Annotated in this window: 25 protein-coding genes and 1 pseudogene; 15 read left to right on the forward strand and 11 right to left on the reverse strand. The window is 73.7% G+C overall.

Annotation, left to right across the window (positions count from 1 at the left end):
* Positions 1-16 precede the first annotated feature (16 nt).
* Both ACFZAM_RS05860 and ACFZAM_RS05865 read left to right on the forward strand, forming a co-directional pair.
* Positions 17-928 carry a cytochrome P450 gene (locus tag ACFZAM_RS05860; protein WP_355337357.1) on the forward strand — a complete coding sequence of 304 codons (912 nt, stop codon included), beginning with the start codon at positions 17-19 and terminating at the stop codon, positions 926-928.
* Between the two features lie 47 nt (positions 929-975).
* A complete protein-coding gene (locus ACFZAM_RS05865; RefSeq protein WP_391043565.1) occupies positions 976-1,740 on the forward strand; it encodes an enoyl-CoA hydratase-related protein in 765 nt (254 codons plus the stop codon).
* 18 nt (positions 1,741-1,758) lie between these two features.
* Here ACFZAM_RS05865 and murQ read toward each other — a convergent pair whose 3' ends face one another.
* Together murQ and ACFZAM_RS05875 are read right to left on the reverse strand one after the other, a co-directional pair.
* Complete coding sequence (gene murQ / locus ACFZAM_RS05870; protein ID WP_355337360.1) at positions 1,759-2,703, reverse strand: N-acetylmuramic acid 6-phosphate etherase; 945 nt, start codon at positions 2,701-2,703, stop codon at positions 1,759-1,761.
* Between the two features lie 40 nt (positions 2,704-2,743).
* Positions 2,744-3,712 carry an SIS domain-containing protein gene (locus ACFZAM_RS05875; RefSeq protein ID WP_391043062.1) on the reverse strand — a complete coding sequence of 323 codons (969 nt, stop codon included), beginning with the start codon at positions 3,710-3,712 and terminating at the stop codon, positions 2,744-2,746.
* Between the two features lie 89 nt (positions 3,713-3,801).
* Between ACFZAM_RS05875 and ACFZAM_RS05880 the strand changes: the two genes are divergently transcribed.
* Together ACFZAM_RS05880 and ACFZAM_RS05885 are read left to right on the forward strand one after the other, a co-directional pair.
* The gene (locus ACFZAM_RS05880; protein WP_391043064.1) at positions 3,802-4,155 is read left to right on the forward strand and encodes a hypothetical protein; all 354 of its coding nucleotides are present in this window, start codon (positions 3,802-3,804) and stop codon (positions 4,153-4,155) included.
* Between the two features lie 25 nt (positions 4,156-4,180).
* Positions 4,181-4,447: a DUF4031 domain-containing protein gene (locus ACFZAM_RS05885; protein WP_391043065.1), complete on the forward strand. Its 267-nt coding sequence runs from the start codon at positions 4,181-4,183 to the stop codon at positions 4,445-4,447.
* Positions 4,448-4,462: 15 nt separating this feature from the next.
* Here the strand turns inward: ACFZAM_RS05885 and ACFZAM_RS05890 are convergent, their stop codons facing one another.
* The gene (locus ACFZAM_RS05890; protein WP_355337369.1) at positions 4,463-5,143 is read right to left on the reverse strand and encodes a hypothetical protein; all 681 of its coding nucleotides are present in this window, start codon (positions 5,141-5,143) and stop codon (positions 4,463-4,465) included.
* A 60-nt stretch (positions 5,144-5,203) separates the two neighbouring features.
* On the opposite strand from ACFZAM_RS05890, the gene ACFZAM_RS05895 reads away from it, so the two are divergent.
* The 3 genes from ACFZAM_RS05895 to ACFZAM_RS05905 all read left to right on the forward strand — a co-directional run bounded on the left by ACFZAM_RS05895 (position 5,204) and on the right by ACFZAM_RS05905 (position 6,894).
* Positions 5,204-5,914, forward strand: a complete 711-nt coding sequence (locus ACFZAM_RS05895; protein WP_391043066.1) for a copper homeostasis protein CutC — start codon at positions 5,204-5,206, stop codon at positions 5,912-5,914.
* A gap of 103 nt (positions 5,915-6,017) precedes the next feature.
* Entirely contained in the window at positions 6,018-6,437 is a 420-nt protein-coding gene (locus ACFZAM_RS05900; protein WP_391043567.1) for a helix-turn-helix domain-containing protein, read from the forward strand.
* A 52-nt stretch (positions 6,438-6,489) separates the two neighbouring features.
* Complete coding sequence (locus tag ACFZAM_RS05905) at positions 6,490-6,894, forward strand: VOC family protein (protein ID WP_188285367.1); 405 nt, start codon at positions 6,490-6,492, stop codon at positions 6,892-6,894.
* Between the two features lie 43 nt (positions 6,895-6,937).
* Here the strand turns inward: ACFZAM_RS05905 and ACFZAM_RS05910 are convergent, their stop codons facing one another.
* Positions 6,938-9,052, reverse strand: coding sequence for a HelD family protein (locus ACFZAM_RS05910; RefSeq protein WP_391043067.1), 2,115 nt, complete (start codon positions 9,050-9,052; stop codon positions 6,938-6,940).
* Positions 9,053-9,400: 348 nt separating this feature from the next.
* Between ACFZAM_RS05910 and ACFZAM_RS05915 the strand changes: the two genes are divergently transcribed.
* From ACFZAM_RS05915 to ACFZAM_RS05925, 3 genes are read left to right on the forward strand one after another with little or no spacing between them, the layout of a single operon-like run.
* The gene (locus tag ACFZAM_RS05915; RefSeq protein ID WP_391043069.1) at positions 9,401-9,571 is read left to right on the forward strand and encodes a hypothetical protein; all 171 of its coding nucleotides are present in this window, start codon (positions 9,401-9,403) and stop codon (positions 9,569-9,571) included.
* A gap of 59 nt (positions 9,572-9,630) precedes the next feature.
* Positions 9,631-11,007, forward strand: a complete 1,377-nt coding sequence (locus ACFZAM_RS05920) for a glycosyltransferase 87 family protein (protein WP_391043071.1) — start codon at positions 9,631-9,633, stop codon at positions 11,005-11,007.
* Positions 11,004-11,480 carry a hypothetical protein gene (locus tag ACFZAM_RS05925; RefSeq protein ID WP_355337386.1) on the forward strand — a complete coding sequence of 159 codons (477 nt, stop codon included), beginning with the start codon at positions 11,004-11,006 and terminating at the stop codon, positions 11,478-11,480. Before ACFZAM_RS05920 ends, ACFZAM_RS05925 begins: the two co-directional genes overlap by 4 nt.
* A gap of 76 nt (positions 11,481-11,556) precedes the next feature.
* Here ACFZAM_RS05925 and ACFZAM_RS05930 read toward each other — a convergent pair whose 3' ends face one another.
* The 3 genes from ACFZAM_RS05930 to ACFZAM_RS05940 all read right to left on the reverse strand — a co-directional run bounded on the left by ACFZAM_RS05930 (position 11,557) and on the right by ACFZAM_RS05940 (position 14,600).
* Positions 11,557-12,144, reverse strand: coding sequence for a hypothetical protein (locus tag ACFZAM_RS05930; protein WP_391043074.1), 588 nt, complete (start codon positions 12,142-12,144; stop codon positions 11,557-11,559).
* 109 nt (positions 12,145-12,253) lie between these two features.
* Positions 12,254-13,900, reverse strand: coding sequence for a DNA repair helicase XPB (locus ACFZAM_RS05935; protein ID WP_355337392.1), 1,647 nt, complete (start codon positions 13,898-13,900; stop codon positions 12,254-12,256).
* Positions 13,901-14,072: 172 nt separating this feature from the next.
* On the reverse strand, positions 14,073-14,600 hold the full coding sequence (locus ACFZAM_RS05940; protein ID WP_391043602.1) for a hypothetical protein: 528 nt from the start codon (positions 14,598-14,600) through the stop codon (positions 14,073-14,075).
* A 112-nt stretch (positions 14,601-14,712) separates the two neighbouring features.
* Between ACFZAM_RS05940 and ACFZAM_RS05945 the strand changes: the two are divergent.
* Both ACFZAM_RS05945 and ACFZAM_RS05950 read left to right on the forward strand, forming a co-directional pair.
* Positions 14,713-14,832 (forward strand): annotated as a pseudogene (locus tag ACFZAM_RS05945) (LPXTG cell wall anchor domain-containing protein); the annotation flags it as partial.
* A gap of 117 nt (positions 14,833-14,949) precedes the next feature.
* Positions 14,950-16,005, forward strand: coding sequence for a VanZ family protein (locus ACFZAM_RS05950; protein ID WP_391043078.1), 1,056 nt, complete (start codon positions 14,950-14,952; stop codon positions 16,003-16,005).
* On the opposite strand, the gene ACFZAM_RS05955 is transcribed toward ACFZAM_RS05950, so the two are convergent.
* Positions 15,968-18,496: a helicase-associated domain-containing protein gene (locus ACFZAM_RS05955; RefSeq protein ID WP_391043081.1), complete on the reverse strand. Its 2,529-nt coding sequence runs from the start codon at positions 18,494-18,496 to the stop codon at positions 15,968-15,970. The genes ACFZAM_RS05950 and ACFZAM_RS05955 overlap by 38 nt on opposite strands.
* A gap of 126 nt (positions 18,497-18,622) precedes the next feature.
* Here ACFZAM_RS05955 and ACFZAM_RS05960 point away from each other — a divergent pair, with 126 nt between their 5' ends.
* Both ACFZAM_RS05960 and ACFZAM_RS05965 read left to right on the forward strand, forming a co-directional pair.
* Positions 18,623-19,645, forward strand: a complete 1,023-nt coding sequence (locus ACFZAM_RS05960) for a hypothetical protein (RefSeq protein ID WP_391043082.1) — start codon at positions 18,623-18,625, stop codon at positions 19,643-19,645.
* Between the two features lie 332 nt (positions 19,646-19,977).
* A complete protein-coding gene (locus tag ACFZAM_RS05965) occupies positions 19,978-20,631 on the forward strand; it encodes a haloacid dehalogenase-like hydrolase (protein ID WP_391043085.1) in 654 nt (217 codons plus the stop codon).
* A gap of 58 nt (positions 20,632-20,689) precedes the next feature.
* On the opposite strand, the gene ACFZAM_RS05970 is transcribed toward ACFZAM_RS05965, so the two are convergent.
* Entirely contained in the window at positions 20,690-20,938 is a 249-nt protein-coding gene (locus ACFZAM_RS05970; RefSeq protein WP_355337403.1) for a hypothetical protein, read from the reverse strand.
* 165 nt (positions 20,939-21,103) lie between these two features.
* On the opposite strand from ACFZAM_RS05970, the gene ACFZAM_RS05975 reads away from it, so the two are divergent.
* Complete coding sequence (locus ACFZAM_RS05975; protein WP_033173507.1) at positions 21,104-21,487, forward strand: cold-shock protein; 384 nt, start codon at positions 21,104-21,106, stop codon at positions 21,485-21,487.
* Between the two features lie 155 nt (positions 21,488-21,642).
* Here ACFZAM_RS05975 and ACFZAM_RS05980 read toward each other — a convergent pair whose 3' ends face one another.
* Together ACFZAM_RS05980 and ACFZAM_RS05985 are read right to left on the reverse strand one after the other, a co-directional pair.
* A complete protein-coding gene (locus ACFZAM_RS05980; protein WP_355337408.1) occupies positions 21,643-22,527 on the reverse strand; it encodes a 1,4-dihydroxy-6-naphthoate synthase in 885 nt (294 codons plus the stop codon).
* Positions 22,517-23,179, reverse strand: coding sequence for a futalosine hydrolase (locus ACFZAM_RS05985; protein WP_355337411.1), 663 nt, complete (start codon positions 23,177-23,179; stop codon positions 22,517-22,519). Before ACFZAM_RS05985 ends, ACFZAM_RS05980 begins: the two co-directional genes overlap by 11 nt.
* Between the last annotated feature and the right edge of the window lie 11 nt (positions 23,180-23,190).

The raw sequence follows: 23,190 nt of genomic DNA on the forward strand, positions 1-23,190 counted from the left end.
TGACATTCGGATATCGGTGGAAAAGACAACGGACCGCCTGGTCGGCCGGCTCGCGGAACGCCTGCGCGACGGAGTGGCCGATTTTGTCTCACTGGTGAGCGAGGAGCTGCCGGTGCGCGCGATAGGGGAGTGGATGGGTTTGCCCTCCGCTGACTTCCCCCTTTTGCGGGACTTGACCCACGCCCAGGTGTTCACCCAGGAGCTGCTGCCCACCCCGAGCCAGCTCGCGATCTCCGACGAAGCCACCGTGACACTGCACCAGTACTTCGCCGCGCTGGTGCGCGAAAGGCGCAGGTCACCGGGGGACGACCCGGTCTCGCAGTGGCTGCGCACCTGGGACGGGCTGGAGCCGGACCGCGACCGCGCCGACGAGGCCGTCTACTACCTCGCGCTGCTGGTGGTGCTCGCCGCCCTGGAGACCACCTCCAATCTGCTGTCCACCATGACGTGGCTGATCGCCGAGCACCCCCGCCAGATGGGCTGGCTGCGCGCCCACCCGCAGGACATCCCCGGCGCCGTCGAGGAGGTGCTGCGCTACGACCCGCCGATACACGTCGTGACGCGGGTCGCGGGCGACGACATGACGCTCGCGGGCATCGAGGTGCCCAAGGACGAGACCGTCCACCTGATGCTCGCCGCCGCCAACCACGACCCCGCGCAGTACGCCGACCCGCACATCTTCGACATCCGCCGCAAGGTCAGCCACCTCAGCTTCGGCGGCGGCATCCACTACTGCGTCGGCGCCCCGCTGGCCAGGATGGAGGCCACCGCGCTGCTGACCGCGCTGCTCAGGAAGCTGCCGGGACTGAGCGTCCACCGCGACCCCGAGTGGGCGCCGCGGGTCGCCTTCCGGCGGATGACGACACTGACGGTGTCCGACTCCGCGTCCGCCCGCGTCCCCGAACAGGCGGGCCCCAGAGACCTGTAGGCCGCACGCGGCACGACCGTACGAGAGAACCGGTGGCGAACGACAGCATGATGAACTACTTCAAGGTCCTGCGCGTCAGCCAGGAAGGAGCGCTGCTGCGCGTACGGCTGAACACCCCGGAGACCGGGAACGCCGTCACCGGCCCGGTCCTGGACGAACTGCTGGCCGTACTGCGCTCGGTGCAGGACCACCCCGGCATACGGGTGCTCGAACTCTCCGGCGCCGGCGAGCACTTCTGCCTCGGCGGCGACCGCAGGGAATTCGCCGAGTCGCTGGCCGCCGACCCCACGGGGTCCGGCCTGCGCACCATGGGCAACAAGGCGCGGCAGGTGTGCGAGGCGCTCGCCACGCTCGGCGCCGTCACCGTCGCGCGGGTGCACGGCGACGTGATCGGCGCGGGCGTGGCGCTCGCGATGTTCTGCGACCTGCGGGTCGGCGCCGACACCAGCCGGTTCCGGCTGCCCGAGCTGGCGTTGGGCCTGCCGCCCGCCTGGGGCGGCATCCTGCCCCGGCTGCTCAACGAGGTGGGAGCCGCCCGCATCCGCGAACTCGTCCTCACCGGCGAGGCGTTCGACGCGGCCAGGGCCGTCGAGCTGTCCGTCCTGCACAAGGCCGTGCCCGAGGCCGGGCTGGACGCCGCCGTCGACCAGTGGGCGCGGCCGATGCTCCGCCGCTCCCCGGCCGCGCTGCGCGCCGCCAAGACGATGCTCAACGCGTACGGCGGCGCCCACCGCCTGGCGGACGCCACCCTCTTCGACGGCGAATGGCTGGCCTCGGTGATGATGGCGGCCGAGTCCGCCAAGCGCCAGTGAACTCCCGCTCCCGCGCGGCTACTTCGGCGCGGCCTCCAGCGCCTGCCGCAGGTGGCCGCCCGACTCCGTCAGCAGCCGGGCCGCCGTGGCCGCGTCCACATGGGCGAGCAGCGTCAAGATGGCGTGCTTGACCTCGCCGTCGGTGGCGGTCAGCGCGTCCTCGATCGCCTCCTCGTCCGCGCCGGTGGCCAGCGCGACGATCCGCCGCGAGCGCGCCCGCAGCTTCTCGTTGGAGGCCCGCACGTCGACCATGAGGTTCCCGTACGTCTTGCCGAGCCGGATCATGGTGATGGTCGAGAGCATGTTGAGCACGAGCTTCTGCGCGGTGCCGGACTTCAACCGGGTGGAACCGGCGATCAGTTCGGGCCCGACGACGACCTCGATGCCGTGGTCGGCCGCCGCCGCGAGCGGCGAGTCCGCGTTGCAGGACAGGCCCACGGTGAGCGCCCCCGTGGCGCGCGCGTACTCCACCGCGCCGACCGCGTAGGGAGTGCGCCCGGAGGCGGAGACGCCGACGACGCTGTCGGCCGGGGTCAGTCCGAGCGCGGCGAGGTCGGCGGCGGCCAGCTCCTTGCTGTCCTCCGCGCCCTCGATGGAGGTGATCATCGCGGACGGGCCGCCCGCGATCAGTCCGAGCACCTCGCGTCCCGGCGTGGTGTTGAAGGTCGGCGGGCACTCGCTCGCGTCGAGCACGCCGAGCCTGCCCGCCGTACCGGCGCCCGCGTAGATCAGCCGTCCGCCGCGTTCCATCCGGGCGGCGATCCCGTCGATGGCGGCGGCGATCACGGGCAACTGCCCGGCGACCGCGGCCGGAACGGTGGCGTCCTCACCGTTCATGGTCCGCGCGATCTCCAGGGTGGGCATCCGGTCGATCTCGGCGAGCTCGGGCCGGAACGCCTCGGTGGTGAGGGTCTCCAGCTCGCGGCGCAGCTCGGTGTAGTGCGACATATGCGGCTCGTTCATCCTTCTGCTGTGGGGGTCGTGGAGTGGTGCGGACCGGCCGTCAGGCGCGGCCCGAGCGGGGACTGTGCCGGTGCGCGAGCGCTTCGTACGAGGCGGACAGCGCCGGGGCCGCGGTCTCGTAGGTGCGCTGCGCGACGCCGATGAACAGACAGTCGACGACGAGGAGCTGACTCGTACGACTGGACATCGCGGCGGGCCGCAGCTCGCTCTCGCGGGAGGTGGACGTGGTCAGGACCAGATCGGCGTACTGCGTGACCGCGCCGTCCGCCCGGCCGGTGATGGCGATGGTCGTCGCCCCCCGGTCGAACGCGGCCCGCAGCGGCTCGATGACGTCGTGCGTACTGCCCGAGTGCGTGATGGCCAGCGCCACATCGCCCGGCTTGAGCTGTACGGCGTTGGTGACCGCCAGGTGCGGGTCGGCGTGCGCGTGCGCGATCAGGCCGATCCGCAGCAGCTTCTGCGCCAGGTCCTGGCCGACCAGCGCGGACGCGGCTATCCCGTAGATGTCGGTCCGCCGGGCCGCGGCCAACGCGGCGACGGCGGCCTCCAGTTGGCCCATGTCGAGCTGGGCGGCGGTGTCGGCGAGGGTCTGCTGCTCCTCCATGGCCAGCTTGGTGACCACGTCGGCGAGCGGGTCGTCGACGGCGATGTCGGCGGTGACGGCGGGCGGCGCCCCGGTGGCCTGCTGGGCGGCGAGCGCGGCCAGCGCCAGCCGCAGATCGCGGTAGCCGGGGTAGCCCAGCAGCCGGGCGGTGCGGACGACGGTCGCCTCGCTGGTGCCGGTACGCACCGCGAGCGCCGTGACGGTCAGATGGGCACAGCCCGCCGGATCACCCGCGACGGCTTCCGCGACCCGGTGCATGGACCGGGTCATCGACGGCGCGAGGGTGCGGACCTTGGCGGCGAGGGCCCCCGGGTCGGGGGGCGTGACGGGGAGGACGGGCGCGCCGGACACGCCGCGGAGGGCGCGGACGCTCGGGGAGAAAGTTTCCTTCACGCTATAGGTCACCTTCTGAAAGGTATTTTCAGAGACGGCCGTACGTCAAGGCACCCGACGATCACGGCGTCCGCGTCCGCCGGGCTTGCGACAATGGAGGGATGGAAGGTGAAACCGTGCTGCATGGTGCCCGCGCTCTCGTGCTGTCCGACCTCAGCGCCCGCGGTGTCGCGGAGGCCGATATCGTCTCGCTGGTCGAGGACGCCGTCAGCAAGCGCCGCTGGTGGCTGGAGCAGTGGCCGGACGGCGCGGAGTACATCCCCGGGCTGCTCGCCCAGGACGTCCAGGACGCCCTGCTCGAACGCTACGGGCGCTGGCCGCTGTGCCCGGACTGCGACGACCCGCACGCCCTGGCCGTCGAACCCGAACTCGGCCCCGACCCGCACTGGGTCTGCGAGGCCCGCGGCGCCGTCGTCGCCCCCGTCGGCGCCCTGACCCCGGTGAACCCGGTATGACCCACGACGCCGAGTCGGACCCCTCATGACCCTCTACATCGACCCGCCGACCTGGCCCGGCCACGGCCGCCACTGGTCCCACCTGGTCAGCGACGTCTCCTACGCCGAACTGCACGCCTTCGCCACCCGCCTCGGCGCCCCGTCCCGCGCCTTCGAACGCGACCACTACGACATCCCCTCCGAGCGGTACGCCGACGCGGTCGCCCTCGGCGCGGTCGAGACCGGCAGCAAGGAGATCGTCCGCCTGCTGACCGCCGCGGGCCTGCGGCGGCGCAAATACGTCAGGCCGTGAGCAGGTCCGGCTCCGTCAGGCCGTGAGCAGCTCCAGCTCCGTCGTCAGATTGCGGCGGGCCGTGCGTTCCCACTGGTCCTTGCCGTAAGGGGTGCGGAACAGGGCGGGGAGGGCGAGGAGTTGGCGCAGGACGGCGGCGCGGCCGGCGCGGAAGGCGTCGTCGGGGACGAAGCCGTACTCGGAGCGGACGGCGGCGGCGTAGGCCGCGTAGGCGGCGGGGTCGCCGGCCAGGACGGCGAGGTCGGCGTCGCAGAGGACCTCGCCGTTGTGGTCGCCCTCGGCCGGGTCGTGGGTGACCGTCAGACGCACCAGGCGGGCGACCTCGGCGGTGCGGTCGGCGGCCACGCCCGCCTCGGGCAGGGCGCGTTCGGCGAGGTGGGCGCTGCGCTCCTCGTTCTCCGAGCGGTCGGGGCGGTAGACCGCGTCGTGGAACCAGGCGGCGAGGGCCACCGCGTCCGGATCGGCGGCGTACGCGGTCAGTTCGGTGGCGTGGTCCAGGACCGCCTGGAGATGGTCCAGCGTGTGGTAACGCCGCTGCGGTTCGGCCCAGCGGCCGAGCAGATCGGCGCCGTACGGCGCGGGGTCGGGGGCGGGCGCGTCGTCCGCTGTCGGCTCCTGGCAGCGGCGCAGCAGGTCGCACCACTCGGCGAGCAGGGCGTCGTAGCGGGGGTGAGGGGCGGCGGGCGTGAAGGACATGCCGGTAATTGTGCGCTACACGTCTCGCGCGGGAGTGACGCATGTGGCACCCTTGCTCATATGTCTAGACCAATCTTCGAGGTGATCGCCCTCGGCGCGGACGATGCCGTAGCGGCCCGGGACGGCGGCGCGGACCGCCTCGAACTGGTCACCGACATGGCCGCGGACGGGCTCACCCCCTCCCGCGCCACCTTCGGGGCGATCAGGGCGGCCGTCGACATCCCGCTGCGCGTCATGCTGCGGCTGTCCGACGGATTCAGCGCCGGTGACGCGCGCGACCTCGACGCCCTGTGCGCCGCCGCGCAGTCCCTGCGGTCCGAGGGCGCCGACGAGTTCGTCCTCGGCTTCCTCGACGACGGCGGGCGCGCCGACCTCGACGCCGTGCACGCGCTGGTCGACGTCATCGACGGCTGCCGCTGGACCTTCCACCGGGCCATCGACCGCGCCGCCGACCGCGACGCGCTCCGCCTCCAGCTCGCCGGGCTGCCGGGCCTCGACACATACCTCACCGCGGGCGCCGCGGACGGCGTGCCCGCCGGGCTCCCGGTGCTCTGCGACGAGGCCGCGCGCACCGGCGAGCCGGGGTACGAACCCCAGCTCCTCGTCGGCGGCGGCCTGCTCCTGGAGCATGTGCCGCACCTGCGCGGCGCCGGGCTCGACGGCTTCCACGTCGGCGGCGCCGTGCGCCCCGCGGGCTGGGCCTCCCCGGTCGACGTCCGCGCCGTCGCCCGCTGGCGCGCCGCCCTGGACACCCCGGTCCCGGTCTCCTGAGGCCGGGCGGTACGGCCGTCGCGCCGCCCCGGACGGTCCCGCCGGGCCGGGGCGCGTACCGGCGGTTGTCGTACCCCCGCGCCACAATGGAGCCATGAGCGTCATGGACCTGGACGAGCTGCGGCTCCTTCGGCGTGCCCGCGACCGTATGGACCGCGAGTACGCCCAGCCGCTCGACGTCCCGGCCCTGGCCCGGACCGCGCTGATGTCGACCGGCCACTTCAGCCGCCAGTTCCGCGCGGCGTACGGCGAGACCCCGTACTCCTACCTCATGACCCGCCGCATCGAGCGCGCCACCGCCCTCCTGCGGCGCGGCGACGTCAGCGTCACCGACGCTTGCTTCGCCGTCGGCTGCACCAGCCTCGGCTCCTTCTCCGCCCGCTTCACCCAGATCGTCGGCGAGACCCCCAGCGCCTACCGCGCCCGCGACCACAGCGACTTGGAGGTCGTCCCCGGCTGCCAGGTCATGCTGGTGACCCGCCCCCGCAAGACGGGAGGCGCCGCCGCGCGTTCGCCGCTGTGAGCCCGCGCCCGTCGCCTCCGATATCGGCCGCACAGCCCCTAGCATCGGCCGTATGACCGTTTCCATCAGTGCCGTGCACGTCTTCGTCGACGACCCCGACGCCGCCCTCGTCTTCTACCGGGACACCCTCGGTCTCACCGTGCGCAATGAGGTCGAGCACGACGGCTTCCGGTGGATCACGCTGACGACCAAGAGCCAGCCGGAGATCCAGATCGTGCTGTCGCAGCCGCACGCGGGGCGGTCGAAGGAGGACGGGGACACGCTGGCGGCGCTGCTGGCCAAGGGGGAACTGCGGCCGCTGCACTTCCGCAGCGACGACCTCGACGCGACGTTCGAGGCCGTCGCGGGGGCGGCGGGGGCCGAGGTGCTCCAGGAGCCCGCCAGCCAGCCGTGGGGGGTACGGGACGGCGCCGTACGGGATCCGGCGGGCAACTTCTTCCGCATCGAGCAGGCGTAGCGCGCAGCGGCGCGCCAGCCAGACGAGACCTTGCGGACGCGGCCTAGGCCGGGGCCAGGGCCTCGGGGAGCGGCGCGGTGTGCAGCACCGCGAGGCCGGAGACGGCGCGGGTGAGGCAGACGTACAGGCGTCGCAGGCCGGTGCGGACGTCGGGCTCGGCGGCCACGATGTCCGCGGGCTCGTCGAGCACGACGTAGTCGTACTCCAGGCCCTTGGCCAGGGACGCGGGCACCAGCGTGACGCGGGCCTCGGCGGAGGTCTCCTCACCGGGCGAGACGTACTGGATTCCGGCGGCCTCAAGTGCCGTGGCCAGTACGGGAATCCGCGGGTCGGCGGCGATCAGGCCGACGGACCCCTCGTGCCGGAGCGCCGTGTCGCAGGCCGCGAGCACGGCCGCGTCCAGCGCGCCGGCGGCGACGGCCCGTACCGACATCGTGCCGGCCGCCTCACGGACGGACGTGGCGGGCGCGAGGCCCGGCGCGATCTGCGGCAGCAGCCGCGTGGCGTACGCGATCACTTCGCGCGGCACACGGAAACCGGCCGTCAACTCCTCGACGCGGGCGTCCGGTTTGCCGAGATGACCCAGCGCTTCGGCCCACGAGCCGGTGGCCCAGGGCGTGGTGCCCTGCGCGAGGTCGCCGAGCACGGTCGCGGACCCGGTCGAGCAGCGCCGCCCCACCGCGCGGTACTGCATCGGCGACAGGTCCTGCGCCTCGTCCAGCACCACATGCCCGAGCGACGACGTCCGCTGCACGAGGTCGTACGCCTCGTCGATCAACACCGCGTCGGCGGCTGACCACTTGGCCGACGCGAGCCCCCGCGCGGGCTTCGCCCACAGGATCGTCCGCTGCTCCTCGGCGTCCAGCACCCCGTCCGCCGCCTCGGCCAGGAACTCCGGGTCCGACAGCAGCCGCAGCACCGTCTTGGCCGGATCGACCGCGGGCCAGCACGCCTTGACGGCCGCCTTCACGGCGGGAGTTCGCGCCACCGCGTCCTGCACGCGGTCGTCCGGCGCCTCGCCCGAGCGCTCCATCTGTACGAGGACGACGTGCGCGATCCGCTGCGGCAGCGCGTCGTGCGCGGCGCCGTACCGGATGTCGCGGGCCGCCAACTCCTTGACGATCTCCTCCAGTTCGTACGCCGGGACCCGCCAGCGCCGCGAGCCGCGCACCACCATCACCGGCTCGGTGGGCATCCGGATGCCGGACCGCACCGCCCGTCGCAGCACCTCCGCCATCCGCGCGTCGCCCTTGACGGTGGCCGCCGCCGCCGAGTCGGTGCCGCGCACCTCGACATGGGCCACCAGGTCGTCCACGGTGGCCTGCTTGACCTGCAACTCGCCCAGCGCGGGCAGCACTTGCTCGATGTACTGGAGGAAGGACCGGTTCGGCCCGATCACCAGCGTGCCGGTCCGCGCCAGCCGCTCGCGGTGCGCGTAGAGCAGATACGCGACCCGGTGCAGGCCGACTGCGGTCTTCCCGGTGCCGGGCGCGCCCTGCACACAGACGCTGCCGGTGATGTCGGCGCGGACGATCTCGTCCTGCTCGGGCTGGATGGTGGCGACGATGTCGCGCATGGGGCCGACGCGGGGCCGTTCGATCTCGCTCTGGAGCAGCTTGCTCGACGTCCCCGGATCCGCCGCGCCCTCCGGCGGGTCGGTGAGGTACTCGTCCTCGTACGCGGTCAGGTCCCCGCCGGTGTAGCCGAACCTGCGGCGCAGCCGTACGTCCATCGGCTTGCGGCGCGACGCCTGGTAGAAGGGCTGCGAGACCGGCGCGCGCCAGTCGATCACCATCGGGTCGCCGTCCGCGTCGTGCACATGGCGGCGGCCGATGTAGAACTGCTCGCCGGTCGCGCCCTCGGCCAGTTCCGTGCCGGGCGCGTGCAGGTAGTCCAGGCGGCCGAAGAAGAGCGGGGTGTCGGCGAGGTCGGAGAGCGCCTTGATGCGGTCGTCGATCTCGGCGGCGAGGATCTTGGCGTTGACCCAGTTTCCCGTCACGTCCGTGATGTCGAGCGACTCCACGTCGTGCCGCATGGCGCGCAGCGCGGTACGGGACGAGGCGAGGTGGGAGCGTTCCCTGCCGAGCGGGTCGGGGGAGTGGTCGGTGCGGTCCTGCGGGCTGGGGCTGCTGCCCTGGGTCGGGACGTGCGAGGGCACGGCTTTGCCTCCGGCTGATACGAGTGCGTACGCGAGGGGTCGTCGGCGAGGCGACGAGCCGACCGGTTTCCGTCCGGCCGGCGGCACTCCCGTGGGGAGGCGGCAAGACCGGCGATCATACGCGTCCGCGCGGGGAGCCGCGAACGAATTTCACCCCCCGTTCGACCTGCGGTCGGACGGGGCGGAGACGCGGCCCGGGGGCCCGGGGGAGCCGCAGGTCGTAGGGCCTCAGGGGTGACCCTGATACCCGGGTCAGGGTCCGGTGTCAGACCAGAGTCGGACACGGAGCGTGCGAGTTAAGCCCTGAGCCCGACGTAGGCCGTATGCCTGATTTCGTACGGTGGATTCATGACCACCACCACCGTTGCCCCAGGTCCCACCGTCCACGGCGGCACCGCTCTCGGTGCCCGCCCCGATCACCCCCGCCACCTGCTGGGAAGCACGCTGCGCGCGGTCCGTGTCTTCGCCGTCACGGCCGTCGAAGTGGTGCTGCTCGGCAGCGAGGGCAAGCGCCACTGAGCGGCGGCCCCGCGTCGCGTTGACGATCACCGGCGGGCAGGTCCACTACTGTCGCCGCGGTGACCGCTCCCGCGCTCGGCCCGGCGCCCCCCGCCGACCGTCCCGCCGACCCTCGCCGTCCCCGTAGCGCCCGCTGTCCCGGCACCACCGCGCTGGCGCTCGCCGCGCTCGCGCTCTCCCTCGCCCTCTTCGCTGCCTGGTGGCTCCGCCGCCCGGTCCCGATGGCCGACCTTCAGGTCTACCGCGCCGAAGGCGCCGCCGTCCTCGGCGGCCGGGACCTGTACGGATTCCGCGTCACACGCTGGCGGCTGCCCGCCACGTATCCGCCCTTCGCGGCCCTGCTCTTCACCCCGGTCGCCCGGCTCCCGCTGTCGGCCGCCCGCGCGGCCTGCGTCGCCGCCAATCTGGCCCTGCTGGCCGCCCTCGTCCGCCTCTCCCTGCGGCTGGCCGCGGACACCGGGACCGCCGCCGCCGACGCCGTACGGTCCCGGCGGTACGCGGCGCCCGTCCTGCTCGGCACCGCGGGCGCGCTCTGGCTCGAACCCGTCTTCCAGACGGTGGTCTTCGGGCAGATCAACCTCGCCGTCGCCGTCCTCGTCCTGTGGGACCTCACCCGCCCCGAGGGCGCGCGCGGCAAGGGGTTCGCGCTGGGCCTCGCGGCGGGCGTCAAGATCACGCCCGCGCTGCTGGCCGTGCACCTCGCGCTCACCGGCCGCCGCCGGGAGGCGGCCCGCGCCGCCGCCGGATTCGCGGCGAGCGCGGCGCTCGGGCTCGCCGTCCTGCCCGGCGCCTCGCTGGACTTCTGGACCGCCCGGCTCTACGAGACCGACCGGGTCGGCGAGGTCTGGATCGTCGACAACCAGTCCCTCCAGGGTCTGCTCGCCCGTGTCCTGCACACCCCGGCCCCCGGCCTGCTCTGGGCCGCGTCCGCCCTGGTCGCCGCCGCCGCGGGACTCGCCGTCGCCGCCCGCGCCCACCGCGGCGGCCGGCCCGCGCTCGGCCTGCTCTGCGCGGCCGTCACCGCGCTGCTGGTCTCGCCGGTGAGCTGGTCCCACCACTGGGTCTGGTGCGTGCCCCTCCTGGCGTTCCTGGCCACGCGCCTGTCCGCGGAGGGCCCGGGCCCAGGCAGCGGGCCCGGTCCCGGCCCCGGCTCCCGTACAGCACGGTCGCGCGGCCCGCGCGCCGCCGTCCTGCTCGGCCGCCGCGCCGCGCTCCTCGGGTGCGCCGCCGTCTTCTACGGCCGCAGCATGTGGCTCGTACCGCACCAGGGCGACCGCGACCTGCGCTTCTCCTGGTGGGAACAGCCCCTCGCCGCCCCCTACCCCCTGCTCGGCCTCGCCCTGCTGGCCGGCACCGCCCTGAGTACCCGCCCACGCCGACCTGAGTACGACGCCGGATCCGGCCCGGCCGTCCGGTCCGTTGAATGGATGACATGACCAACAGCCGCCCGTACGTCCCGCAGGACCCGTACGGCCCGCCGCAGCCGCACGAGTGGCAGCACGGCGCGGGCGCCCGTCCGCAGGTCCGGCAGAGCCCCGCCTACGGCCCCGCCCCCGTCATGCCTCCCTTCGTGCCCCGCTTCAGGCCGCCGGACCACGACAGCCACGCCTACGTCGCCCCGCTGATCGCCACCGTCCTCGGCGGCCCGGTCATCGCCTTCTGCGGCCTGATCGCGATGTTCTCCCCGATGGCGACGGACTCCTGCACGCCGAACGGCTGCCAGGCGCTGACCACCATGCTCCTGGTCGCCCCCGCCGTCCTCCTGCTCGCCGTCGTCGCGCTCGTCGTGTCCTGGGCCCTCCCCTGGCGCCTGCGCCACCGCACGACCCGCGCCGTCGCCTCCCTCGCCGCCCCGCTCCTCGCCGTCACCACCCTCCTGATCTACTTCCACCTCCCCGCCGCCGGCTGAGCCCCGTCGTCATGACGCCGGGCCCGCACGGCAGCGGTCGCAGTCGCCTCCGCGGACTTCCGCCCGCCGCCTGGATCTACGGCGGCGGCCACCGGACTCCGCTTGCCGCCAAGCGGTTCCGGTGCCGCGCGAGTCTGAGCCGCGCGATGCCGAGCCCGATCAGGTACACGGCGAAGAAAGCCAGCCATACGCCCGCGCCGACGAGGACGTGACGCACGGTGTATCCGGGAAACAAGAGGACGACCGCTATGACGACGAGCAGCACCAGGATGTTCTTCCGCACCCGTCGGCCGTAGCGCAGGCACGCGTCGACGACCATCCGCGAATGGATCAGGCGCACCTCACCCGCCGCCGACTTCGCGGGCCGCAGTCCGCGTCCCTCGACCATCCCCGGCAGCGGACCGCCCCCGGCCGGGTCGGGATACCGGGCCGCGGTCCGCGCGGCGAGATCCCCCGACTCCGGGCTCCCCCGGAAGGTCATCAGCGGCTGGTTCATCGAACGGCTGCCGGGCGCCGGGCCCGCGTACCGGTAGCCGAACTGCTCGGCCACATAGGCGTAGGCGGCGAGTTTCCTCAGGCCCGGAGAGGTGAGCCGCACCTCGTACTGGTCGCGTCCGGTGGCGACGGCGTCCCTCAGCGCGGTGAGCGCAGTCCCGTGTGGCATGAAGCGCTGCTCACCGCCCTCTCCCCGGTCGTCGGACGCCGTGCCCGCGCATACGGAGATCCCCTTCGTGGCCTTGGAGATCGGAAACGGCCAGGAGATCGGAAACGGTCTAGGCCGTCTCGCCTTCCAGGAGGCCGTCGGCGTCGATGATGCGATAGGCGTAGCCCTGTTCGGCGAGGAAGCGCTGGCGGTGGGCGGCGAAGTCCTGGTCGATGGTGTCGCGGGCGACGACGGAGTAGAAGCGGGCCTCGTGGCCGTCGGCCTTGGGGCGCAGGACGCGGCCGAGGCGCTGGGCCTCCTCCTGGCGGGAGCCGAAGGTGCCGGAGACCTGGATGGCGACGGTGGCCTCGGGGAGGTCGATGGAGAAGTTGGCGACCTTGGAGACGACCAGGACGGAGATCTCGCCGTTGCGGAAGGCGCCGAAGAGCTTCTCGCGCTGGGCGTTGGTGGTCTCGCCCTTGATGACGGGGGCGTTGAGGTGCTCGCCCAACTCGTCGAGCTGGTCGATGTACTGGCCGATGACGAGGGTCTGCTGCCCCTTGTGCTGGGCGACCAGGGCCTCGGTGACGCGCCGCTTGGTGGCGGTCGTGGCGCAGTAGCGGTACTTCTCCTCGGGCTCGGCGGTCGCGTAGGCGAGCCGCTCGGAGTCGGTGAGGTTGACGCGGACCTCGACGCAGTCGGCGGGCGCGATGTAGCCCTGCGCCTCGATCTCCTTCCAGGGCGCGTCGAACCGCTTCGGGCCGATGAGGGAGAAGACGTCGGACTCGCGGCCGTCCTCGCGGACCAGCGTCGCGGTCAGGCCGAGCCGCCGCCGCGCCTGGAGGTCGGCGGTGAACTTGAAGACCGGCGCGGGCAGCAGGTGCACCTCGTCGTAGAGGATCAGGCCCCAGTCGCGGGAGTCGAACAGCTCCAGGTGCGCGTAGACGCCCTTCCGCTTGGTCGTCAGCACCTGGTACGTGGCGATGGTGACCGGCCGGATCTCCTTGCGGGTGCCGCTGTACTCGCCGATCTCCTCCTCGGTCAGCGACGTCCGCTTGATCAGCTCGCTCTTCCACTGCCGCGCCGAGACGGTGTTCGTCACCAGGATCAGCGTGGTCGCCTTGGCCTCGGCCATCGCGCCCGCGCCGACCAGCGTCTTGCCCGCGCCGCAGGGCAGCACGACGACACCGGACCCGCCGTGCCAGAAGTTCTCCACGGCCTGCCGTTGGTACGGCCGCAGCGCCCAGCCGGTCTCGTCCAGCTCGATCGGGTGCGCCTCGCCGTCCACGTAACCGGCGAAGTCCTCGGCGGGCCAGCCGAGCTTGAGCAGCACCTGCTTGATCTGGCCGCGCTCGGAGGGGTGCACCAGCACCGTGTCCGGGTCGATCCGGGCGCCCACCAGCGGCTGGATCTTCTTCGAGCGCAGGATCTCCTCGAGGACCGGGCGGTCGGTGCTGGTCAGCACCAGGCCGTGGGTGGGGTGCTTGCTCAGCCGCAGCCGCCCGTAGCGGTCCATGGTCTCGGCCACGTCGACCAGCAGCGCGTGCGGCACCGGATAGCGCGAGTACTCGACCAGCGCGTCCACCACCTGCTCGGCGTCGTGGCCCGCCGCCCGCGCGTTCCACAGGCCGAGCGGGGTCAGCCGGTAGGTGTGGATGTGCTCGGGGGCGCGCTCCAGCTCCGCGAAGGGCGCGATGGCGCGGCGGCAGGCGTCCGCCTGCTCGTGATCGACCTCCAGGAGGAGCGTTTTGTCGCTCTGCACGATGAGACAGGACACGCATTACCTCCGCTGACGGGACCGAACAGAGAATTGTACTGCGAATGGCGGTCAAGACCGCGTGTCGCGGTTCACCCCGATGGCGGCCAACCCTGCGCGCAACCGTTCGCCATCCGAGCGAAGCTGCGCCGATCGCGTACGTGGCGACCGGCGCGTCGCACCCGACCTGCTGTTATCTGCCCGCTATGGACAACCCACTGTCTCCTCCCCCCGCGCTTCCCCCCGCAGACCCGCGTGAGCGGGGGAAGCTGCGGGCCGTAGCGGCCTCCACAGCCGTCGTCGGCGCCGCGGTCATGGCCGCGGCCGGGCTGCTGCTCCCCGGTTCGGCGGCCGGCGCGGCCCCGAGCCCGGCGGACGGGCCCTCGTACAGCGATACGGGATGGTCGTCCGCCCCCGACACCGGGTGGCCGTCGCCCGGCGAGAGCACGTCGTGCCCGCCGACGACCCCGCCGTACTCGTCACCTCCCACGACGCCTCCCACGACGCCTCCGACCTCGCCTCCCACGTCCCCGCCCACCACGCCGCCGACGACGGGCTGGACGACGCCTCCGACGACCCCGCCGACCACGCCGCCCACCTCGCCTCCGACCACGCCCCCCACGACCCCGCCCACGACGGGCTGGACGACGCCGCCCACCTCGCCGCCCACCTCGCCTCCGACCACGCCTCCCACGACGCCCCCGACGTCCCCGCCGACCACGCCCCCCACCTCACCTCCGACGACACCCCCCACGACGCCCCCCACCACTCCGCCCACGACGGGCTGGACGACGCCCCCGACCTCCCCGCCCACGTCTCCTCCGACCTCGCCCCCCGGACACCTCCCGCACACCGGTGCGGAGACCGAGTGGCTGGCCGTCGCGGCGGCCGGAGCGCTGGGAGCGGGCGGGCTGCTCGTCGCGGCGACGCGCCGCAGGGGCCGCCACGGCTGAAGTCCCCTGCCGCCCAAGGAGATCGGCCGTCCGAGTCGTCGTGTGCGGACGGCGTACGGCGGCCGGTCGCGGGTATGCGCCGCCATGACGGTGCCTATCCGAGGGGGGCAAGGGTTCATGGCGGTGAGGATGGCGCTGTTCCGCACGGCGCCGAAGGAACCGAAGGACGGGCCGAAGGCGAAGGCGCCGAAGGCCACGGCGGACCCGGCCACCACGGCGAAGTCCGCGGCCAAGCCCGCACGCACCCCCGTACGCAAGGCCGCCCAGCCGCGTACCAACGCCCAGGCCAGGACCCGTCAGAAGGCACCGGCGAAAGCACCCGCGAAGACGGCAGCGACGGCACGGACGACGGCTCGGGACACGGCGCCCGCCCGGACCTGGCCCTGGACGAAGGCCGCGCCCCCGGCCGCCGAGGCCGGTCCGAAGGCGACCCCGCAGCCCGAGCCGAGGCCCACGCTGAAGTCCAGGTTCGGGCCGAAGCCCAAGGCCGCGCCCGTCGTCGAGCCCGAGCCGGTCGAGGAGCCGTACGTCCCCCTGCTGCAACGCCGTTCGTGGGGCGCGACGCTCGCCCGCGTGGTGGTGCTCGCGGCGGCGATCGTCGGGATGGTGGCCTTCGCGGTGGCGCTGGCGAAGGTCACGCTGGTGCCGTCACCGGCCTCCGTCTCGCTGATCCACTCCAATCTGCATCCGGGTCACTCGATCAGGGCCTACCTCAACGGGCCGAGCACGCGCGACGCGGTGAAGCAGATCGGCGGGAACATCCTGCTCGGCGTGCCCTTCGGAATCCTGCTGCCGATGCTGTTCCCGAAGGCGCGCGGCCTGCTCAGGGTGGGCGTGCTGACCGGTCTGGTGATGCTGACGGTGGAGACCACCCAGGGCGTCATCATCGTGGGCCGGTCCTTCGACATCGACGACGTCATCCTCAACACCGCGGGCGCCCTCATCGGCTACCTGCTGCTGGGCCTGCGCCTCGGCCGCGCCCTCTACCCGCGCCGCCACCACTGGTGGCAGCGCAGGCGCCCGGACAGCGGACCGCGCCAGGACGGACGCCGGGACGTCCGGCGGGGCCTGCGGCAGGAAGGGATCGCGCGGCCGGAAGGGACCGCGCGGCCGGAAGGGACCGTGCGGGCGCGCGTCAGGCCGGGTCGTCGGCCAGCTCCGAAACGCCCGTGACCCGGTGCAGCGCGAAGGTGCGCACCTCGTCCACGGTGTGGTCGTACGCCGTCACATAGCCGCCCTCGACCCGTACCGGCGCGATCACCCGCTGACTCGCCGCGCCGTCCGCGTTGACGTAGCCGATCCACAGCGACTCGCCGCTCAGCACCGCCGCCTGCATGGTGGCGAGCGTGTCGGCGGCGGGCGTACGGGGCAGGCCGCCGTCCGCGCTCCCGGCGGCGGCCGAGGACACCGCGGAGTCCGGCGAGCGGCGCACGGCGGTCGAGGCGCGGTCGCCCGCGCGGACCGCCTTCACCGCGGCCCCCAGCAGCGCCTCCGCGGGCACCGGCGGCCCGTCCGTGACGGGCGTGGGCGGCGTACGCGGCGGGGTGCGGCGGGCATCGGCGCGGGTGATCAGCACATCGCCGTCCGCGGACTCGGCGGCGGGCGCCAGGCCCATCGCGCGCAATTTGTCGAGCAGCACGGCCGGTTCGGACTGGGCCGCGAGCACCGTCGGCGCCAGGCGGCGCAGCCCGAGGCCCGACGCGCGCCGGTCGGCGAGCAGTTCGGTCAGCAGCGCGTCGTCGTCGCAGCGCAGATACGCCGACGCGGCCCCCACCCGCAGCGTGCCGTGCCTGCGCGCCACGTCGTCGATCAGGTAACTCAGCGGCTGCGGCACCGGCGTGCGCGAGTGCGAGGTCAGGAAGTCCTGGAGCTCCGCCGCCGTGCGCCCGGCGTCCAGGGCGCGCCGTACCGACTCCGGGGTGAAGCGGTAGACCGTCGCGCCGCCCTTGGACTCGATGTCGGCCAGCACCCCGAGCGTCTCGGCGAGCGGCGCCATCAGCGGCCCCGGCGCGACCGCCGTCAGGTCGGCCTGGAGCAGCACGTGGTCCAGCGGCTCGGGCAGCAGCGGCGCGAGCAGCCCGGCCGCGGCACCGGCCGCCGCGGCGGACTCCGCCGCCGTGCGGGTCCCCGCGCCGCCCAGCAGCGGCCTGGCGTGCGCGGCGAGCGCCCCGCGCCCGGTCAGGCCCAGATTCTCGGCGTCCTGGAGCGTCCAGCGCAGCAGGTCGGCGCGGAGCGCGTCCGCGCCGGGCCGCAGCGGCCGTTCCCAGCGCAGCCGGGCCAGCAATTCGTCGGGGGCCGCCGCTGAGCCCGGCGGCAGATCGGCGAGGACGCGCAGCGCGCGGCGGCGCACCCGGGGCGCGAGCGACCGGTCGAGGTCGGGGCCGAGCGCCGACAGCGCGCGGCCCTTGGCGTCCTTGCTGCCGACCACGCCCGGCGTCCGCGTCGCCGTCAGCCAGGCGCTGGCCAGCGTCGCCCACCGCTCCTGCGCGGGCAGCAGCAGCCACTCGTCGGCCGCGGGCGTCGGCGCGTACGCCTCGTCCAGCTCGCCGTCCGTCGCGATCAGCCCGGCCGCGTAGGCCAGCTCCAGCCAGAAGGCGGCCTGCGCCTCGGTCAGGTCGAGCGCGGTCGCGGTCCGCTTGAGGTCGCGGACGCTGATGCCGCCCGCGCGCAGGACCGAAGGACCGCCGGTCTGCCACTCCTTCAGCAGCTCGCCGACCGTGCTGACGGCCGTGAACGCCTGCCCCGCCGCCGTCATGTCCACGGTCCGCTCGGTACGCGGCACCGGCGCGACGGCGGGCGGCAGCGGCTCCGGCGTACGGTGCGCCCGGCCGCCGCGCAGGCTCAGCGCGGCCTCGCGCGGCAGCAGCACATTGTGCTGACCCGCGGGCAGCAGCAGGCCGCGGGCGAGCAGCCACTGCACGGGCGTCACCGCGTCCGCGGCCCGCACCGGCACGGTCGCGTCCCGTACCTCGCCGTACGGCGGCCCCCACACCAGCCGGTCGAGCACCTTGCGCGCGTCCCCGTCCGGCGCGGTGTCCAGCAGCGCCGCCGTGCGGTCGCGGTCCGCGAAGAGTCCGGCCAGCGCGGTGACCGCGCTCATCGGGTCGTGCGTCGGATCGAGCCCGGCGTCCGCCAGGATCTCCTGGAGCCGGGAGGGCGACATGCCCGAGGTCGCCTCGCTCACCGAGGGCCCGAGGCCGGTCGCGGACGGCACGGTGGCGGCGGGCGCCAGCACGTCCCGCACGGTGCGCACCAGCCGCAGCCGGTCGTCGGGGCCCCACAGCAGCGCCCGCGCCCGCAGTACGTCCACGGCGCGCGGCAGCGCGGCGGTCACCGCGGCCACCAGCTCCGCGTCCAGCGGCTCCGCGTGGCCGGTGCCCTCGGGGCCGCCCGTCATCAGCGTGAGCAGCGTCCCGTACGAGCACGGGTCCCGCGTCACCGACAGGGCCTCGGCGACCTGCTGCGTGAAGCGGTCCAGGTGCTCCAGCGCGCGGACCACCGACGTACGGGTGGAGGCGCGGGTCGCGAGCTGCGTCAGGTCGTTCGGTACGGGGCTCAGCAGGTCCGGCCGGGCACGCAGCAGCCGCCCCAGCGCCTCGTCGTCACGTGCGCGCAGGTCCTCCGCGAGCGTGCGCGGGACAGATCCTTGCCCTCCGGTCGTCATCCGTTCCACATTAGCCCCCCTCGTCGCGGCGGCCATGGATGGCGGCCGCGGATGAGGACAGCGGTGACGGCGGACGGGTACGGTCGGTGCAGGGTCGGACACGGGCGCGGACAAAGGGGCTTGGCGGTGGGTGTCGAGAGCGACCAGATGGTGTTCGACTACCTCAGCCGGATCGGCGACCTCGCGCAGACCGCGCTGCCCGCCTCCCAGCGCATGCGGCTGGTCGCGCAGCTCCGCACCGACATCGACCGGGAGCGCAAGGACAGCGACAACCCGGCGACCGTCCGCCGCATCCTGGGCCGGATCGGCAGCCCGGACGCCGTCGTGGAGGCCGCGGCAGGCGGCTCCGGCGACGCCTCGTCCGGTGCCGCCGCCCCCGAGGTCCCGGCCCCGCCCTCGTCCCCGTCCGCGCCCGCCGGGGGCTCCTACGGCCCGTACGGCGTGCCGTCGATGCGGAAGACGGCGGGCAGGGACGGTACGGAGAAGGCCGACGGCGGCAAGGGCGGCGGCGGCAGGGGCGGCGGCGGGGGCGCGGGGAAGAAGGACGACTGGTGGGACCGGGACGAGCGCCGCGACGGTCACCTGAGGGCCGGTGACGAACTCACGGGCCTGCCCGGTATGACCGGCGGCGTCTTCATCCCCTTCGACGACGAGGATCTGGACGACGACGGTGACACCCGGGCCAGGGTCAGGCCCGGGGCGCCGCGTGCACCGGTCGAGGAAGACGCCGAGGAGGAGGCCGCGTACGAGGAGGAGGTCGCCGCCCGTCCGCGCCGCCGCTGGCTGCCGCGCCGCCGCGCCGCCCGTACCGTCACCTGGGGCAGCCCGCTGCTCCTGCTCGCCGCCGCCCTTCTCGTCGCGGGCGCCGTCATCGGCTCCTGGATTCCCCTCGGCCTCGGCTGGCTCGCCGGTTATCTCTCCCGCCAACTCACCCGCCGCCAGGCCAAATTCGGCATCCTCGGGATTCCCGGGGCCGCCGCCCTCGGGCTCGTCGTCTGGGTCTGGGGGCGCGACACCGGCAAATGGGGCGATCCCATCGCCCAGGGGCAGATGGGCCACGCCTTCCAGGACGCCTATCCCTTCGCGGTCCGCGTCGCCGCCGTTGGCTCCGCCCTCTACCTGATCCTCCGCGCCCGACGCCGCGCCTAGGGCTCCGCCCCGGTACGCCCCCCTCGCGAAGGCGGGTTCTCCCCGGGGCGGGGGGCCGCTCCTTTAGGGGCGCTGCCCAGGCGGTCCCTTTCCGCTGGGCGGCGGGCCGATCATTTAGGGGCGCGGCCCCAGGCGGCCCCTTTGCGCTGGGCGGCGGGCCGATCTTTTAGGGGCGCGGGGAACTGCGCGCTCAGCCACGATGCTCCCGCAGGTCACCACCGGCCCCAGAGGGGCAGATCGGTGGTGTCCCGACCACCGGCCGGTGGGGGCGGGCCGCGCAGTTCCCCGCGCCCCCTACGGGGACGAAAATCGGGTTGACCCGGCAGGGGAGAATGGAGGGCGTGACCAGCGACCTCAGCCCCGTACCGCCCCGGCCCACCCTCACGGTGGGCTTCGACCTCGACATGACCCTCATCGACTCCCGCCCGGGGATCAAGGCCGTGTACGACCGGCTCTCGGCGGAAACCGGCGTGTGGATCGACTCGGAGCTGGCGGTCACGCGGCTGGGCCCGCCGCTGGACGACGAGCTGGCGAACTGGTTCCCCGCGGAGCGCGTGGCCGAGATCGGCGATCTGTACCGGGCGCTGTATCCGGACCACGCCATCGCGCCGACGCCCGCGATGCGCGGTGCGGCGGAGGCGGTCGCGGCGGTGCGGGCGGGCGGCGGGCGGCCCGTGGTGGTGACGGCGAAGTACGGGCCCAACGCGGAACTGCACCTGGCGCACGTCGGGATCGAGGCCGAGGTGCGCGGCTGGCTGTGGGCGGAGCAGAAGGCGCAGGCGCTGATCGAGTACGGCGCGAGCGTGTACGTCGGCGACCACGTCGGGGACGTGCGCGGCGCGCGGAAGGCGGGCGCGCTGTCGGTGGCGGTGGCCACGGGCCCGTGCGACGCGGCGGAACTGCGGGCGGCCGGAGCCGATGTCGTCCTGGACGATCTCACCGAATTTCCGGCCTGGTTCGCGGCCCACACGTCCGCGGCTGCCTGAGCGCACCGGGGACGGCGCAAGCCGCCGCCGGCTTCGGCGGGAGAGCCCGGCGGCCGGTTCAGGAACCGGCCGCGCCCCGCTCCCGTGAGGTCTGCCGCTGCGCGAGGGCCGACCGCAGCAGCCCGCACAGCGCCACCGCCATACCCACGCCCATCAGCATGGACACGAAATACGCGGGCGTCGGCAGCGTATGCGTGCCCAGCAACAGCGGCGCGACGGTGACGAGAGTGCCGACCGCGCCCACGAGGAAGACGATCGCGCCGACACGGACCAGGAGGTCACCGGCGCCCATGGTTTGTTTGCTCACCGGACAAGGGTAGATCCGTTCAGGGGGCGGTCGAACGGCCGGGGAACGGGACCTTGGCGTCTTGTCACACAGCACCAGGCCATTAGCCTTGGTGCCAGCGGGTCTCCGATGGACCCGCTGAAGTCTTATTCAGAGTCGTTTCGAGCAATGAGGACGAGGTCGGACGTGCCTACCGGCAAAGTCAAGTGGTTCAACAGCGAGAAGGGCTTCGGCTTTCTCTCCCGCGATGACGGCGGCGACGTCTTCGTGCACTCGTCGGTGCTGCCTGACGGAGTCGCTGCGCTCAAGCCCGGCCAGCGCGTGGAATTCGGCGTCGTCGCAGGACAGCGCGGTGATCAGGCGCTTTCGGTGACACTTCTGGATCCCGCTCCCTCGGTGGCGGCGGCACAGCGCCGTAAACCCGATGAGCTGCTGCCGATCGTCCAGGACCTCACCACGCTGCTCGAAGACGTCGCGCGTTCCCTCCAGCGCGGCCGGTATCCCGACAAGGCGCACGGACACAAGATCGCTTCCGTACTGCGCGTTGTCGCCGATCAGCTCGACGTATGAGTCCGCTATGACGTAGGGAAGTCGACCGTTTTTAGCGCCGCTTTGCCGGAAGCCCGCCTTCCGGTAAAGCGGCGAAGTGCCGAAGTACGCAAGTGCCGAAGTGCGCAAGTGCGCAACGGGCACGGTGAATTCCGGCCACCCGACGAAAATCTCGGTCAGAATGCGAGCGCGTCGGGGGCGAGCGGCGGCACCAGTCCCTCGGCGGCGGCCCGCGTCAACAGTCCGCGTACGGCGGCGTATCCGTCCTCGCCGAGATCGGCGGTGAACTCGTTGACGTACAGCCCGATGTGCTGGTCCGCGACCGCGGGATCCATCTCCTGCGAGTTCTCCAGCACGTAGTCGCGCGACGGCTCCGGGTCGTCCCACGCCATCCGCACCGACGTACGGGCCGACTCGGCGAGCGCGTGCAGTCGCTCCTTGCCGAGCGAGCGCTTGGCGATGATCGCGCCCAGCGGGATCGGCAGCCCGGTCGTCGCCTCCCAGTGCTCGCCCATGTCCGCGAGCTTGTGCAGGCCGTAGTTCCGGTACGTGAAGCGCGCCTCGTGGATCACCAGACCGGCGTCCACCCGGCCGTCCCGTACCGCGGGCATGATCTCGTGGAACGGCAGCACCACGATCGCCCCGACCCCGCCCGGCACCTCGGTCGCCGCCCAGAGCCGGAACAGCAGATACGCCGTCGACCGCTCGCTGGGCACCGCGACCGTCTTGCCCGCCAGATCCGCGCCAGGCTCCCGGGTCAGCACCAGCGGCCCGCAGCCGCGCCCCAGCGCCCCGCCGCACGGCAGCAGCGCGTACTCGTCCAGCACCCACGGCAGCACCGCGTACGACACCTTCAGCACGTCGAACTCGCCGCGCTCGGCCATCCCGTTGGTGATGTCGATGTCCGCGAAGGTCACGTCGAGCGGCGGCGCCTGCGGCACCAGGCCGTGCGCCCACGCGTGGAAGACGAAGGTGTCGTTGGGACAGGGGGAGTACGCGATCCGCAGCGCGGCGTCGTGCGGCGCCCCGGCCGGGCCCGTGTTCGCGGTGTCAGTCGTCATGTGTGGCTTCAACCTCCAAGGCGGCCGGGAGCTTCCCGAACGCCACCGTCAGGGCCGCCAGCGCGTCGCCGATCCGCCACGCCTCGCGGTCACGGGGGCCGACGGCGTTCGACACCGCGCGGATCTCCAGCATCGGCACATCGTGCGCCGCGGCGGCCTCCGCCACCCCGAAGCCCTCCATCGCCTCCGCGACGGCGCCCGGGTGACGGCCGCTCAGCTCCGCGGCCCGCTCCCCGCTGCCGGTGACCGTGCTCACGGTCAGCAGCGGGCCGTACGCCGCGCCCAGCGCCCGCGCCACGCCCCGGCTCAGCCGCGCGGGCGGCCGGTGCTCAGAGGTGCCGAAACCCAGCTCCACGACCGGTACGAAGCCCTCGTCGGTCTGCGCGCCCAGGTCCGCCGCCACGACCGTCTCCGCGACCGTCACATGGCCCACGGGCGCGACCGGCGCGAAACCGCCCGCGATCCCGGCGCAGACCACCAGGCCGTACGGAGCACCCGCCGCCTCGGCCAGCGCCAGCGCGGTCGCGGTGCCCGCCGCCGCTGCCGCCGGACCCACACCGGCGGCGATCACGTCCGCCGTCACGGCGGTGGGCGGTGGCGCCGCGCTCAGCCCGGCCTCGACGGCCGCGCGTTCGGCGTCCACCGCGGTCACGACGAGGAGCC

It is taken from the genome of Streptomyces sp. NPDC008079 (genome assembly GCF_042957385.1).
Taxonomy (GTDB): domain Bacteria; phylum Actinomycetota; class Actinomycetes; order Streptomycetales; family Streptomycetaceae; genus Actinacidiphila.